This window comes from Paenibacillus sp. MMO-177, assembly GCF_037147795.1.
Classification (GTDB): Bacteria; Bacillota; Bacilli; order Paenibacillales; family Paenibacillaceae; genus Pristimantibacillus.
The window spans coordinates 811,637-824,464 of sequence record NZ_JBBCUR010000001.1 but is presented as its reverse complement, the minus strand read 5'-3'; the positions used below and the strand labels follow the sequence as shown (position 1 = coordinate 824,464).

The 12,828-nt window shown below is 51.3% G+C and carries 16 protein-coding genes; 12 read left to right on the top strand and 4 right to left on the bottom strand.

What is annotated here, in order from left to right:
* The first annotated feature begins 9 nt into the window (after positions 1-9).
* The gene (locus WFK81_RS03700; RefSeq protein WP_336785083.1) at positions 10-402 is read left to right on the top strand and encodes a hypothetical protein; all 393 of its coding nucleotides are present in this window, start codon (positions 10-12) and stop codon (positions 400-402) included.
* A gap of 25 nt (positions 403-427) precedes the next feature.
* Here WFK81_RS03700 and WFK81_RS03695 read toward each other — a convergent pair whose 3' ends face one another.
* Positions 428-1,708: an NAD(P)/FAD-dependent oxidoreductase gene (locus WFK81_RS03695; RefSeq protein ID WP_336785082.1), complete on the bottom strand. Its 1,281-nt coding sequence runs from the start codon at positions 1,706-1,708 to the stop codon at positions 428-430.
* Positions 1,709-1,822: 114 nt separating this feature from the next.
* Between WFK81_RS03695 and WFK81_RS03690 the strand changes: the two genes are divergently transcribed.
* The 7 genes from WFK81_RS03690 to acpS all read left to right on the top strand — a co-directional run bounded on the left by WFK81_RS03690 (position 1,823) and on the right by acpS (position 6,770).
* Entirely contained in the window at positions 1,823-2,659 is an 837-nt protein-coding gene (locus tag WFK81_RS03690; protein ID WP_336785081.1) for an alpha/beta hydrolase, read from the top strand.
* 99 nt (positions 2,660-2,758) lie between these two features.
* Entirely contained in the window at positions 2,759-4,408 is a 1,650-nt protein-coding gene (locus WFK81_RS03685; protein WP_336785080.1) for an ATP-binding protein, read from the top strand.
* A gap of 80 nt (positions 4,409-4,488) precedes the next feature.
* Positions 4,489-4,620, top strand: coding sequence for a hypothetical protein (locus WFK81_RS03680; protein ID WP_336785079.1), 132 nt, complete (start codon positions 4,489-4,491; stop codon positions 4,618-4,620).
* Positions 4,621-4,631: 11 nt separating this feature from the next.
* The gene (locus WFK81_RS03675) at positions 4,632-5,009 is read left to right on the top strand and encodes a DUF3905 domain-containing protein (protein WP_336785078.1); all 378 of its coding nucleotides are present in this window, start codon (positions 4,632-4,634) and stop codon (positions 5,007-5,009) included.
* A gap of 82 nt (positions 5,010-5,091) precedes the next feature.
* Positions 5,092-5,526, top strand: coding sequence for a BrxA/BrxB family bacilliredoxin (locus WFK81_RS03670; RefSeq protein ID WP_336785077.1), 435 nt, complete (start codon positions 5,092-5,094; stop codon positions 5,524-5,526).
* Between the two features lie 30 nt (positions 5,527-5,556).
* Positions 5,557-6,366 (top strand): ammonia-dependent NAD(+) synthetase, encoded by an 810-nt coding sequence (nadE, locus tag WFK81_RS03665; RefSeq protein WP_336785076.1) that lies wholly within the window; start codon positions 5,557-5,559, stop codon positions 6,364-6,366.
* A complete protein-coding gene (acpS, locus tag WFK81_RS03660) occupies positions 6,363-6,770 on the top strand; it encodes a holo-ACP synthase (protein WP_336785075.1) in 408 nt (135 codons plus the stop codon). Before nadE ends, acpS begins: the two co-directional genes overlap by 4 nt.
* Positions 6,771-6,877: 107 nt before the next feature.
* On the opposite strand, the gene WFK81_RS03655 is transcribed toward acpS, so the two are convergent.
* The gene (locus WFK81_RS03655; protein WP_336785074.1) at positions 6,878-7,219 is read right to left on the bottom strand and encodes a c-type cytochrome; all 342 of its coding nucleotides are present in this window, start codon (positions 7,217-7,219) and stop codon (positions 6,878-6,880) included.
* A 130-nt stretch (positions 7,220-7,349) separates the two neighbouring features.
* Here WFK81_RS03655 and WFK81_RS03650 point away from each other — a divergent pair, with 130 nt between their 5' ends.
* Genes WFK81_RS03650 through WFK81_RS03640 form a run of 3 tightly spaced genes read left to right on the top strand, consistent with a single transcriptional unit; the run spans position 7,350 to position 10,079 of the window.
* Positions 7,350-8,243: a helix-turn-helix transcriptional regulator gene (locus WFK81_RS03650; protein WP_336785073.1), complete on the top strand. Its 894-nt coding sequence runs from the start codon at positions 7,350-7,352 to the stop codon at positions 8,241-8,243.
* 4 nt (positions 8,244-8,247) lie between these two features.
* Positions 8,248-9,432 (top strand): A/G-specific adenine glycosylase, encoded by a 1,185-nt coding sequence (gene mutY, locus WFK81_RS03645; RefSeq protein ID WP_336785072.1) that lies wholly within the window; start codon positions 8,248-8,250, stop codon positions 9,430-9,432.
* A gap of 14 nt (positions 9,433-9,446) precedes the next feature.
* Positions 9,447-10,079, top strand: a complete 633-nt coding sequence (locus WFK81_RS03640; protein WP_336785071.1) for a bifunctional 4-hydroxy-2-oxoglutarate aldolase/2-dehydro-3-deoxy-phosphogluconate aldolase — start codon at positions 9,447-9,449, stop codon at positions 10,077-10,079.
* A gap of 16 nt (positions 10,080-10,095) precedes the next feature.
* Here the strand turns inward: WFK81_RS03640 and WFK81_RS03635 are convergent, their stop codons facing one another.
* A complete protein-coding gene (locus WFK81_RS03635; protein ID WP_336785070.1) occupies positions 10,096-10,836 on the bottom strand; it encodes an alpha/beta hydrolase family protein in 741 nt (246 codons plus the stop codon).
* A gap of 308 nt (positions 10,837-11,144) precedes the next feature.
* Positions 11,145-11,738: a TetR/AcrR family transcriptional regulator gene (locus WFK81_RS03630; RefSeq protein ID WP_336785069.1), complete on the bottom strand. Its 594-nt coding sequence runs from the start codon at positions 11,736-11,738 to the stop codon at positions 11,145-11,147.
* A 127-nt stretch (positions 11,739-11,865) separates the two neighbouring features.
* Between WFK81_RS03630 and WFK81_RS03625 the strand changes: the two genes are divergently transcribed.
* Complete coding sequence (locus tag WFK81_RS03625; protein WP_336785068.1) at positions 11,866-12,630, top strand: alpha/beta fold hydrolase; 765 nt, start codon at positions 11,866-11,868, stop codon at positions 12,628-12,630.
* The last annotated feature ends 198 nt before the right edge of the window (positions 12,631-12,828 follow it).

Genomic DNA, 12,828 nt, shown 5'->3' with positions numbered 1-12,828 from the left:
GATGAGATGATGAGTTCGGCTATTTTATTTGATTTCGCTGACTCCTTTAGCGCTGCGCTTGCGCGGGATACCCTGCAGGAGCTTGGATATGAGCCGTTAATGCATGAGGGAAACCGCCTGCATATTCATGTCGACGGAAGCGACCTGACCTCGGCGCTTGAGATTGCCATGTCGCATGGCGGCCGGCTGGTGGACCAGTCCGCCATCCAGAACGAAGCAGTCACGGACACGGCTTATTCCCTGAATGCCATTACCATTCCGGCGCATATCGTTAACGAGGATTGGATCGGGGCAGAGGAAGAGACAGACCTGCGCAATTGGGATGACGACGCGGATACAAGCAACGAGTTTTTGCCGGATCCCGGCGAGTACAGCCATTTCTCGGGAGATGTGCACACCTAAACGGGACAAAAGGAAAAGCGCGGCGTCAGCTGCTTAAAGCAGCCGATGCCGCGCTTGTTCCTGCGCTGTGGCCCGTAGTGAATGCGGCCGTAATATTGTAGCCTCCGGTATAACCGTGAATATCGAGCACTTCCCCGCAGAAGTAGAGCCCTTGGATGAGCTTCGACTGCATCGTTTTTGGATCGATCTCCTTCAGATGCACCCCGCCGCCAGTAACAAAAGCCTCTTCGATCGACAAGGTTCCGTTAACCGCAACAGGGAATTGCTTCATCCGTTTGGCCAGCTCGCGCCATGGTTCCTTCGGAATGTTGTCGTACGTGATGTCGCCGTTTATCTCGCATTGGCGTAGCAAGAGCTCGAGTAATCTTTCCTGCACATAGCCTTTCAATACGTTCTTGACAGCCTTCTTGGGATCTTGCTTGGCAAGCTTCAGCGTCTCGTCGAAGATTTCGGCCTCCGAGCGGTCCGGCAGCAGATCAATGGTGACAAGCACCGTCTTTTTGGCGCCATCGCTTTCCAAGGCTTTCTTCAGCTCCTTCACGACGAACTGGCTGCAGCGCAGCGCTGCAGGTCCGGATAAGCCGAAATGCGTGAAAATCATATCGCCTTCATGGGAGACAAGCTTTTTGTTCTTGGCATTCCATACGGTCAGCGTAACGCCGCGGAGCGACAGGCCTTGCAGCTCCTTGCTGCGAATCCACGGCTCAGCCGAGGTGAGGGGCACTTCCGTCGGATATAAATCGGTAATCGTATGACCGGCTTTTTTCGCCCATGGATAGCCGTCGCCCGTAGAACCCGTATGCGGAACGGATTTACCGCCGGTAGCGACGATCACGGTCTTGGTATGGATAATTTCGTTAGAAGCGAGTTTGACGCCTGCGACAGCGCCGTTCTCGTACAGCACTTCCTTGACAGGCATATTCGTTCGGATCTCGACGCCTTGCTCCTTTACCTTCCGGATCAGAGCATCTACAACCGTCTTCGCCTTGTCCGATACCGGGAACATTCGTCCGCGGTCCTCTTCCTTCAAGGCAATACCCATTCCTTCGAAGAAGGCAATAATCTCCCGGTTGCCGAATTGATTTAAAGCACTGAACAGAAACCGTCCGTTGCCGGGAATATTGCGGATCAGTTCATCCATTTCATTCGCGTTGGTTACGTTGCAGCGGCCTCCGCCGGAAATACCCAGCTTTCGTCCAAGCTTGTCCCCTTTATCGATAAGAAGGGTGGACGCGCCAGCGCCGCTCGCGGCAACGGCAGCCATTAATCCGGACGGCCCGCCGCCGATAATGATCACATCAAACATCGTTGCATAACTCCTGACTCATACGTTTTCTTCTTTTATGTATTGTAACATTCTTTTTCATATTTATTGAATATAATGATGAACAACTTTAACCCATAAAGGAGCGAAGCGCGCATGGAGCGGAACGATTGGCGGTTCAGCGGGGCGGAAGGGATCGAAATTTACGCTAGAGAGTGGCTGCCGGGTAACCGGGAGCCCAAAGCCGCCGTTTGTATTATACACGGCATGGGAGAGCATGGGGAACGGTATTCGGCAGTTGCGGAGCGGCTGACAAGCGAAGGTTATGCCGTGCTTGCGCATGATCAGGAAGGCCACGGGCGTTCCGCGGGAAAGCGCGGACATTTATCCTCCATAGAAACGGCGGTTCATAACACGGGGCTTCTGCTCGAGCAGGCCAGAACCCGACACCCGCAGCTTCCTTATTTTCTTTACGGCCACAGCATGGGCGGCAATGTGGCCTTCAATGCCGTGCTGCGCCTTAAACCTTCGATTGACGGTCTCATTCTGAGCAGCCCGTGGCTGCGTTTGGCGAAAGGCCCTAATGCCGCAATGAAAGCTCTGGCCAGACTGCTTGTGCGTGTTGTACCCAAGCTGTCGCTGTCAACGGGGATCAGTCCCGATGATCTGTACCGCCCCGGTTATGATCAGGCGGTAACGTTCCTTGGAGACCCTTTATGCCACAGCGCCATTACAATCAGGACCTTTCACATCATGACGGATGCCGGAGAATGGGCTATCAGGCATAGCGGAGAGCTGCATGTTCCGGTGCTGCTGCTGCACGGGACGGGAGATAAAGTGACCTCGTTTGAGGCAAGCAAGGAGGTTGCGGAGCACCTCGGGGATCGCTGCAAATTCGTTGCGTATGAAGGAGGATACCATGAGCTGCATAACGATCTGTTTGCCGTTCATTTATTAAATATTGTTACCAATTGGCTGGGAAGGCGATTGTAAAATATTGAGAGTTGTGATTTAATCGGACTATCAGGTGAATAGGTGAAGACAGGGTATATTCCATAACATGACGTGTTTTCGTTGGGAGACTGATCGTTCGTGTTGAAAGAATTGCTGTTACAATTCTTTATTACGCTAGTGCCTGCCTTTGCCTTTCAGTTATGGCATAATTCGAGCCGTTATTGGCGGAGAATTCCCGTTATTATTGGGCTGTCCAGCTGTATTTCGATGGCATTGTGCATGTTGTTTACCAAGGACTATTACGGCTGCGAACTTAATTTTCGGCTTATGCCTTTGTTAATCGGTTCTTTATACGGTGGACCATACTTTCTATTGCTGCTTAGCGGCGTATATACAGCACTTCGGGTCGAATCCCTCGACAGCATCGGGGAGACGGTTGTGTTTGTCTCCTTCATGCTTGTCTACGTTCTTTTTATGCCGTCTATAATAAAAGCGTTCCAGCGCTCAGACCGGCGGCGCAAGCTCAGAATCGTCATGCAGCTCATCGCGGGGATGTGCGTATTTGTTATTCTTTCCTACACGGTTGCAGTAGTTAACATGGGGATGCCGATCGATCTCGAATTTGTGCTGATTGCTCTCCTTACTGTGGCGATGACGGTCATTTCCTCGTGGATTTCGGTCTATACGGTAGAGACGTTCAAAGAAAATGCCCAGCTGCATTATGATGTGAAACGGATGTCGCACAGCTATCGGCAAGAAGTGGAGAAGCTTGAGCAGTTTATTAATCAGACGAAGATTGCGATTGTGCTTGTCAACCAGTATGGCAAAATCACGCATCTGAACGAGATGGGTGTCCAGATGCTGGCCGGCGGGCAGCATATAATCGGCCAATATTTTTATGAGTTTTTCGATAACGGACTTCAAGACTCGAGTGCAAAGCTGCTCCGCGAAGCGCTTAACGGGCAAAGCCCTGTTCAGGAGTATCCGCAAGTCGAGAATGGCAGAACGCTGCTCAAGGCTGCTTTTTGTATTCGCAACCTGCAAACGGATGCAATAACGGGGGCGGTTCTGACTGCGCATGACATAACGGAGCTGTCCCTGCTTCGCAGCGAGGTTGGCAGAATGGAGCGCCTCAGCCTAATCGGTCAAATGGCAGCGAGCATTACCCATGAGATCCGAAATCCGATGGCGGTAATCCGCGGCTTCGTGCAGCTGATGCGGGAACGAAGCCCAGATCACCAGCAGGCCTATTACGGCATTGTGATGGACGAGCTGGACCGGGCTAATACGATTATAAGCGACTTTCTCTCACTGGCTCAGAATCGGGCGCTAACGATGGAGGAAGGCTCGCTGCATGATATTATCCGGGAAATGGTTCCGCTATTAAACGCGGATGCCAATCTGCGGGGCCAGACGATCGAGGTTGAGCTATGCGATTTTGTTCCTGCTATTCAACTAAATGAGAAGGAGATCAAGCAACTGCTCCTGAACCTGGCTCGCAACGGGATGGAGGCGATGAGCGAGAAGGGCCGCTTGTCCATCCATACGACATACATAGAAGATAAAGAAGAGATCGTCCTCCGCATCCAGGACCAAGGTGTCGGCATCTCCGACGAGCAGAAGCAGCGCATCTTTGATCCGTTCTTCTCGACCAAGGCGCAAGGAACGGGTCTTGGGCTTTCGTTATGCGTGAGCATTGCCGAGCGTCATAACGGTCGCATCGATGTCGAATCCGAGAAGGGCGTCGGAACAACGTTTATCGTCTCGTTCTTCAAGCAGTCAGCTTGAGGGAAGCAACATAAAGCACGTGCCTGACGCGCATACTATCGTAGTTAGTACAATTAGTCATACACGGGAGGACGACTACGATGACGAAAAATAAAAAAGGCGATTCGATTGAGCAAACCGAGCAGGCAAGAAAAAATAAATCCGGGGCAGCCGCTCCAGGCGAAGCTGGCTACGATAAGAAGCTGGATGGGCCAAATCGCCCTTCGATCTAAAGGAACGAGCAATGGGCAAGGGCAAAGAGGACGATCCGTCGCTTGATCCGTTCGAAATCTCGTTCCTTCCGGAATTCCGCGAGGGAAGAGGCCCGCGCGAGCCGTTTGTCAACGAGCATGGCGTAGTGATCGGGGATCATGATTACGATTCTCCGAATTCACCTCTTAACGAATGGAGCACCGATACGGATCCGGCGGTGATGGCCGGCGACCAGTGGGTCCATCCTTTTAAGGATATCGGGTTCCAAACCGCCGAGAACCGGGACTATTTCGAACGGGGAATCGCACCCCGGGCGGGGATTTTCATGCATCAGGACAAAAACAGCGCCTACCGTGCCGGAGATCCTGTTCCGGACACGGAAGAAGCGTCGCAAAAGCAACCGGAGTGACTTTGCTCCGGTTGCTTTATTTTCATAGCGGGCGGTATAATAGTAACTAAAATAAGGTTATTACAAAGGAGTGTGTTTTCAAATGTCGATGTCATTTGAGAGATATATGCTGGATATGGTTCAACCTATGCGCGATGATCTGACCCGGATCGGGATCACGGAGCTTCGCACGCCCGAGGAAGTTGCGGATGCGCTTCCGGATGCGAAAGGAACAACGCTGGTCGTCGTTAACTCGGTATGCGGCTGCGCGGCTGGTCAATGCCGTCCTGGCGTAGCCGAAGCGCTGCAGCACGATGTTACACCGGATCATCTGTACACCGTGTTTGCCGGTCAGGATAAGGAAGCAACGGCGAAAGCCCGCGAGTACTTTGCTCCGTATCCGCCATCTTCTCCTTCTATCGCTCTGATGAAAGACGGCGAGCTGGTTCACTTCATCGAACGCCATCAAATCGAGAACCGTTCCGCCGCTGAAATCGCGGCTGATCTGACTGAAGCATTTGACCGTTACTGCCGTTAATCGGCAGTGGGAGTAGGGGGAGCCTGGGCTATGAGTTTACAACAGGAAATAATCGAGCGCTTCGGCGTACAGCCGGAGATTGATCCTGCTGCGGAGATCCGCAAACGCGTCGACTTCTTGAAGGAGTATGTGAAGAAGTCGGGTACAACGGGCCTCTTGATTGCGATCAGCGGCGGGATCGACAGCGCGGTTACGACTGGCCTCTGCAAGATGGCAACGGATGAGTTGTCTGCTGAAACCGGCCGGGAGTATATGACGCTTGGCGTGTTTCAGCCTTACGGGGAGCAGGTCGATATTCAGGACAGCTATGCGACGGCGGAAGCGTTCCAGCTGAAGCATAAAGTAGAGACGAATATCGGCGAAGCCGTGGATGAGATCGCGCTGGAAACCGAGCACGCGCTTAAAGCGATCGGAATTTCGCGTCACCTGAGCCGCGGCGGCAAAGGGAATGTAAAAGCAAGAACGCGGATGGTTGTCCAATACGCGCTTGCGTTTGATCTCAACCTGCTTGTTGTCGGCACGGACCACGCGTCTGAAGCCATCACCGGCTTCTTCACGAAGTGGGGCGACGGCGCTGTAGATATTACTCCGCTCAGCTCGCTGAACAAGCGTCAGGTTCGCCAGCTTGCAAGCGTGCTTGGCGTGCCTCAGAGCATTCTGGACAAAGCGCCAACCGCCGGGCTTTGGGAAGGGCAGACCGACGAATCGGAGCTTGGCATCCTGTATGACGAGAACAGCGCTTATCTGGAAGGCAAAGAAATCGGAGCGGAAGCGAAAGCGAAGCTCGAGAAGCAATATTTGCGCACCGAGCATAAACGTTCCCCGATTCCGGGCATTTGATTGAAGCGATGATAGCGGGGATCGGACATGACGTAACGGATATGGACCGGGTGGAGGCGCTGCTTGCCAGCAAAGCGGGAGCCCGGTTCCTAGACCGGATATTGACGAGTCGGGAGCGGGATCTTGCCGGCAACTATGAAGGCAAGCGTCTGGCGCAATTTACGGCTGGGAGATTCGCGGCGAAGGAAGCCGTAGTGAAGGCTCTGGGCTGCGGAATCGGAGCCAAGGTAGGCTTTTCCGATATCGATATTTTGCGCGGACCCGAAGGGAAGCCGGAATGCACGTTATCCGGCGGCGCCTGGGAGAGGCTTGCACTGATGCCGGAGAGGCATCGCATTCATATTACGATTACCCATGATCGCTCGATTGCCTCAGCGGTGGCGATTGTGGAACGGACGGAATAGAGGATTGAATGGAAAAGGCTGATCGGTAAGCGGCTATTTAAAGCTGTTTAACGGATCAGCCTTTTTTCAAATTCGGACGGCGAAGCCGTTTCACCTTGCGGGGTCATTTATTTCTTGCCTGCAAGCCAAGCTGCGAGACCGGCGATCTGCTCGTCCGTCAGACGTTCCTCGAAAGGCGGCATCGAGGATCCGCCCTTATTGATCTGCTCGACAATCTCGGGCTCCGTCATTCGTGCGCCTACCTTTTGAAGATTCGTTTGCGCGCCCATCCGCCCCTGCAGATCGGAGCCGTGACAGCTGACGCAGTTCGCTTTATAGACAGCTCCGGTCTTCCCGGGAGCATCCATATGGCTGGTTGGGATGGCTGTGCCGGAGCCGCCGCTGCCGCTGCCGCAGGCTGCGAGAAGCACGGCAAGAACAGAGGATACAATTAATCCTTTTGCTAGCATGTTTTTCCTTCTTTCTAGTATCTAGATTATAATAAGTCCAACATAATGTTAGAACTTCCAATATGATTTTGGCTTTATTGCTTATATAATAGAGTAAATAATTAGCGAAAGCCAGACAACAGGGGTAGTCATGGATACGAAAATACAGATATTACAAAGACAATTCGATCATTTGAAGATCGACGTCATTATGGCTGCTTATTCGGAGAGGGAAGCCGGCTGGCTGAACAACAATGATGAAATCGATTATTACAGGGTTTTCTATCTATTGGAGGGACATGCTGTTCTCGAGACAAAGGGAGTAGGCTACGATCTGACGCCGGGTAGAATTTACGTGCTTCGCCCAAAGCAGAAAGTCAGCTATAATATTGCTATCAAGCAAACGATTAAGGCCTATTGGTGCCATTTCCGTGTTCGGAATGCTGAGGATATGAAGTTTATGAAGCTTCCGAAGCTTCCTTTTTCCTCTTCCGTTGCCATTCAGGATGAGAGTCATGTGGTTGAAATTATGCAAAAAATGATTCAAGCTCAAGAGTTCCCGACCGTATCGACTAATCTCAGGCTGCATTCCGGCATACTGGAGCTGATAGCGTATCTATTGGATCATAGCTCCTGGGATGATTTGAATGATGCTTATTTTATCGGCAATGAGGTTGGAAAAGAAAAATGGGATGATGTCCTCTTATATATTGAACAAAATCTGCATCAAAACATTCAAATCGAGGATTTGGCCAAGGTTGCCTATCTTCATCCCAATTACTTGATTACATCCTTCAAATCGATAATGGGCTGCTCGCCGATTCAATATGTAACCGAGCGGCGTCTTGAGCTGGCTAAAAAGCTGCTTAAAGAAACGGATCTGCCGATTTCCGAAATTGCCGGCAAGGTGGGAATGCTGAATCATTATCTGCCGAGGCTGCTTAAGCGGCATACCGGAATTACGCCAAAGCAATACCGCCGGTTTATGCAGCAGGAGCTTCCAAAGACTCTGGAGGCTGCCGAACACAAAGAGGTGAACAACTAGACAAATGGAAGCGATTAATAAGGAAGAGGCACAGGCGTACTTCAGCCGCGAGTTGCTCGCCTGGTACCGGACCATCAAGCGGGACCTGCCATGGCGGATGAATCAGGATCCATACCGAGTATGGGTATCGGAAATCATGCTGCAGCAGACCAGGGTGGACACGGTTATTCCGTACTATGAGCGGTTTATGAATAAATTCCCTACGGTACGCGCGCTTGCCGAAGCGCCGGAGCCGGAAGTGCTGAAGTGCTGGGAAGGGCTCGGTTATTATTCGCGCGCCCGTAATTTGCAGGCTGGAGCACGCGAAGTGGTCGAACGGTACGGCGGTGTTGTGCCGGATGACAAAGCGGCGGTGGCTGGTCTTAAAGGCGTTGGTCCTTATACCACCGGCGCCATTATGAGTATTGCCTTTAACCGTCCGGAGCCTGCGGTAGACGGCAACGTCATGCGGGTTCTGTCGAGGTACTTCTGCCTGGAGGACGATATTGCGAAGCCTTCGACGCGCGTCGGTATTGAAAAGCTTGCTGTATCCCTCATTCCGGAAGGGGCTGCGGGAGATTTCAATCAGGCGCTGATGGAGCTTGGCGCGCTTGTCTGTACGCCAAAATCGCCAAGCTGCCTGCCATGTCCGGTGATGGAGCATTGCGAGGCCCGTCTTGCCGGACGCGAAACGGAGCTGCCGATTAAGACAAAAGCGAAGCCGCCTCGTCCGGAGAAGCGGGTTGCCGCGATTATTGCCGGCACGGGCGTGAATGAAGGCAAGATTCTGGTGCGCCAGCGTCCGGAGACCGGACTGCTTGCGCAGATGTGGGAGCTTCCTCATTTGCTCGTGCCGAAGGAGCAGGAGAAGATCGTTGATGCCGCAGGGGCGACGGACGGCAGTACGGCGGCTGCGGGCGAATGGCTGACCCGGTCGATGGAAGAAGAGACAGGTCTTCTGATCCGTCCGGAGCGCTGGTTGATGGATGCGGATCATGTATTCAGCCATATCCATTGGAAAATGAGAATTTACCTGGCTGACCTTGGTGCACATGCGGAAGCTGCAGGCGCTAGCCTGGCCGCGGAGACTGCGGCTGCTTATGAAGCAGGCGGCAAGCAGGGAGAATACCGGTGGATTGGTCCCGAGGATATGGAAACATTGGCTTTTCCGAATTTATTCATTCGCATATTGCGGGAATATTGGACGTAAAGGGGACGGTTAAGATGAGCAAAATGCTGGATTTGCTGCTTGAGCACAAGATTGTGGCGATTTTGAGAGGCATTGAAGACCATCAAGCGGACGCTGCCGGACAAGCTATGATTGACGGCGGCATTCGTCTAATGGAAATTACGATGAACACGCCTGGCGCGGCCGTGATGATCGAGCGCTGGCGCAGCCGCTTTGACGGACAAGCCGCAGTGGGGGCGGGTACCGTGCTGGACGTGGAGATGGCGAGGACGGCCGTTGCCGCAGGCGCGCAATTCCTGATCTCGCCGAATCTAGATGAAGAGGTCATTGCTTACGGAAGCGAAAGAGGGGTCTCCGTATGGCCTGGCGTCATGACCCCGACGGAAATCGTAAAAGCCTGGAAGGCCGGTGCCGAAGCGGTAAAGCTGTTCCCGATGGGAACGCTTGGCACCAAATACTTATCGGAAATCCGCGGACCGCTCGATTCCATACCGATTATGGCGACCGGCGGCGTAGATCTTCATAATATCGCCGATTATTTTGCCGCGGGCGCCAATGCTGTCGGAATGGGCGGCAAGCTGCTTAATCTGGACTGGGTGCGCGAGGGCCGATTCGATCTGGTAACGGAGCGCGCACGCCAGTTTGTTGAAGCCGCAAGCAAGCTGTAGACGCTGCTGTTGAATATTAGTTTGCCCGAAGATGGCTGCCCAGCCATAGCTTGGCCTGCTCCAGCATCTTGAGCGTGATCTGATGGTTGACTCCGCTGTACTCGACCATGCGGAGACGCCCGGGAGCGGTGCAGGCCTTTTTGTCCATAAAATACCGCTGGCTGTGAATCGGTACGGTTGTATCCTCTTTTCCGTGCAGCAGCAATAATCCTCTTTCATCCTCAAAGGTTAATAAAGAAATCGGATCATGCTTAGCGAGAGCGGCGCGTTCATCTTCGCTTAAGGCCGGCTTTCCGGCGTATTTCAGATACGCTTCATAAAACTCCGTCCATGCGCAGGAGCCGTTAATAACGACGGCTGCCGCAACATCCGTATTTTTTGCGAACGCTCCCGCTGCCACAAAGCCCCCCGCCGAATGACCGATAATGCCGATCTTCCCGTTGTTTAGCCCGCCTAGCTGTTCAGCCATTTCCACGGCTTCCTTGGATCCCTGCAGAACAATTTCCAGGAAGGTCTGTTCGAGCACGGCAGGATCCGCGTAATTCAAAGTGCCCCGATATCCGTGATGGAGCAGCTCCGGAACGATGACCGTATAGCCCCAGCCCGAAATGATGGACGCAAAAAATAAATAGCTTTCCTGCGTTGATCCCCATCCGTGATATAAAATGACGGTTCCATCCGATTGCCCGATTATTGGATCAACCTGCAGACAGGTGACGCCGGCAAGACTGATTACTTTATGATTAGTGCCGCTCATTCTTTACAGCCCCCGTTCTTATGTAAGCTCACCTCATTAGACTACCATGCTCTCCTTATAAAAACAAAGTGCCTGCGGCACGGGGCCGCAGGCTGCAAGAGAGAAATATAATAAAGGGGGGTCATGTCTAATAGTATAGGTTGTGTAAATGAAAGGAATCTGAGTGCAGTGTTACAAGAACATTACAATGCGGTGACTCTATGAGCATTTACTCAGACTAGTGGTGTAAATATATAATGTTCTTTAATTAAAAATATAGTTTTTTAATAAATCGCCGGTAGGAAAAATGAGCTGGCTATTCGATCTTATCAAATGTATCGTTCGATAAAAGAGTTTACCATTTCATATTTCAATTGTTCTAGCGGAATGCCGTTCGGATGCATGGAGTACATCAACATGATACCGTGCAACGCGGTCGAGAAGTGAAGGGACTCCAATTGCGGATTCACCGCATTAAGCTTTTGGAAAATTTCAGCTTGGACTCTAGATTGACGTATCATCTCATCATTTAACATCTGACTACAGACCGATACTATCTGGTCTTCTTCCGGATGGGTCTGTAGATGCAAATAAAAGCGGTACGCTCTCGGCTGTTCTTTTACGTTGCGAAGGGCGTGTTCGGCAATATACTGAAGTTGTTCTTTGGGAGAGGGTAGCTTGATCGCCTCCTCCATTACTTGTCTGATTTCTTCTTTACGGTTTTCCACGAGCTCCATAAGGAGATCTTTTTTCCCTTTATAGTAATTGTACAGTAAGCCTTTTGATATTCCGGCATTCTTAGCTACGTCCTCGATAGATGTGCTGTGGAATCCCTTTGTAATAAATACATCAATCGCCGCGGCTCGGATTTTTTCTTTCGAGATGTTGCGGATCCGTTCATTCTCTTCCGGAGTTCTTGGCATTAGAGGTCACCTTTCTTTAGTTCTACATTCATGATAAACGATTGAAAAAGTTCCGTCAATTTTTATTGACTGAACATACGGTCAATGATAAATTTAGGAAGTGTAACTCATATTTGGAGGGGATGAAATGGACTTACATTACGAAGTACTGGGTCAAGGCAAACCAATAGTCATGATTCATGGCGGAGGCGCTGATTCGAGAGATTGGCCGTACTTGGCTCCACTACTAGCAAAGCATTACAAGGTGATCACGTTCGACAGTCGAGGTTGCGGACAATCACCCTCCCAAACCGAAGCTGCCAATTATATTATGGATGTCCTTAATTTATTAAATCATCTTTCCATCGAGAAAACAGTGATTATCGGTCATTCCATCGGGGGGCAAATCGCTACGGAATTCGCTCTGTCCTATCCTCAATATCTGCAAGAGCTCGTCTTAGTCGCGCCTGCTTTAGCCGGGTTCGTTCATTCACTAGACCTATTAGAATCATTCCAAGCCATTCAATCTGCCGCACCCGATGTATCCAAAATGACCGAACTTGTCGTCAACTCACCCTTCTGCTCCGTTATTAAGGACAGTACTCATAGCAAGTTGATGAGAGTGATGACGGAGCATAACATCAGGAAGATGTTTGAATGGGCAGCCTTTGGAGCCGTGTGGCCGAAGCCTCCCGCAATTGAAAGGTTGCATGAGATAAGCACAAGGACGTTGTTCATTCGCGGCACACGCGATCACGAAGACAGTGTAAAAATCGAAACACATTTTCGGGCGGTTCCGAATATTCAGTTCGTTGCCGTCGCCGGTGGGGATCACATGTTAAACCTTACCCATCCGGAAGAACTTTATATGAATATCGTTACTTTCCTGGGTGAACCAAATAAGCAGGCATAGTGGCATGCATCTTGCAAAGGAAAATAGCTTCAAACAAATAAAATAAGTAGATTCTAATCCCTCTTAGTTTATTCTAATTGGCATTACGAGCCTGATTTGTTTACCATAAGGTGCATAACCTTTTTTTCTGCTCCTCTAAAGCGGCCGGGTAACCGCTCTAGAGGAGCTTTTTATTGTATAGGATGACTAGAGCATTGC

Bases quoted from the DNA above. Each gene is read 5' to 3' on its own strand.
- WFK81_RS03700 (WP_336785083.1), top strand. From the start codon at position 10: ATGAGTTCGGCTATTTTATTTGATTTCGCTGACTCCTTTAGCGCTGCG.
- WFK81_RS03695 (WP_336785082.1), bottom strand. From the start codon at position 1,708: ATGTTTGATGTGATCATTATCGGCGGCGGGCCGTCCGGATTAATGGCT.
- WFK81_RS03690 (WP_336785081.1), top strand. From the start codon at position 1,823: ATGGAGCGGAACGATTGGCGGTTCAGCGGGGCGGAAGGGATCGAAATT.
- WFK81_RS03680 (WP_336785079.1), top strand. From the start codon at position 4,489: ATGACGAAAAATAAAAAAGGCGATTCGATTGAGCAAACCGAGCAGGCA.
- WFK81_RS03675 (WP_336785078.1), top strand. From the start codon at position 4,632: ATGGGCAAGGGCAAAGAGGACGATCCGTCGCTTGATCCGTTCGAAATC.
- WFK81_RS03670 (WP_336785077.1), top strand. From the start codon at position 5,092: ATGTCGATGTCATTTGAGAGATATATGCTGGATATGGTTCAACCTATG.
- nadE (WP_336785076.1), top strand. From the start codon at position 5,557: ATGAGTTTACAACAGGAAATAATCGAGCGCTTCGGCGTACAGCCGGAG.
- WFK81_RS03655 (WP_336785074.1), bottom strand. From the start codon at position 7,219: ATGCTAGCAAAAGGATTAATTGTATCCTCTGTTCTTGCCGTGCTTCTC.
- WFK81_RS03650 (WP_336785073.1), top strand. From the start codon at position 7,350: ATGGATACGAAAATACAGATATTACAAAGACAATTCGATCATTTGAAG.
- mutY (WP_336785072.1), top strand. From the start codon at position 8,248: ATGGAAGCGATTAATAAGGAAGAGGCACAGGCGTACTTCAGCCGCGAG.
- WFK81_RS03640 (WP_336785071.1), top strand. From the start codon at position 9,447: ATGAGCAAAATGCTGGATTTGCTGCTTGAGCACAAGATTGTGGCGATT.
- WFK81_RS03635 (WP_336785070.1), bottom strand. From the start codon at position 10,836: ATGAGCGGCACTAATCATAAAGTAATCAGTCTTGCCGGCGTCACCTGT.
- WFK81_RS03630 (WP_336785069.1), bottom strand. From the start codon at position 11,738: ATGCCAAGAACTCCGGAAGAGAATGAACGGATCCGCAACATCTCGAAA.
- WFK81_RS03625 (WP_336785068.1), top strand. From the start codon at position 11,866: ATGGACTTACATTACGAAGTACTGGGTCAAGGCAAACCAATAGTCATG.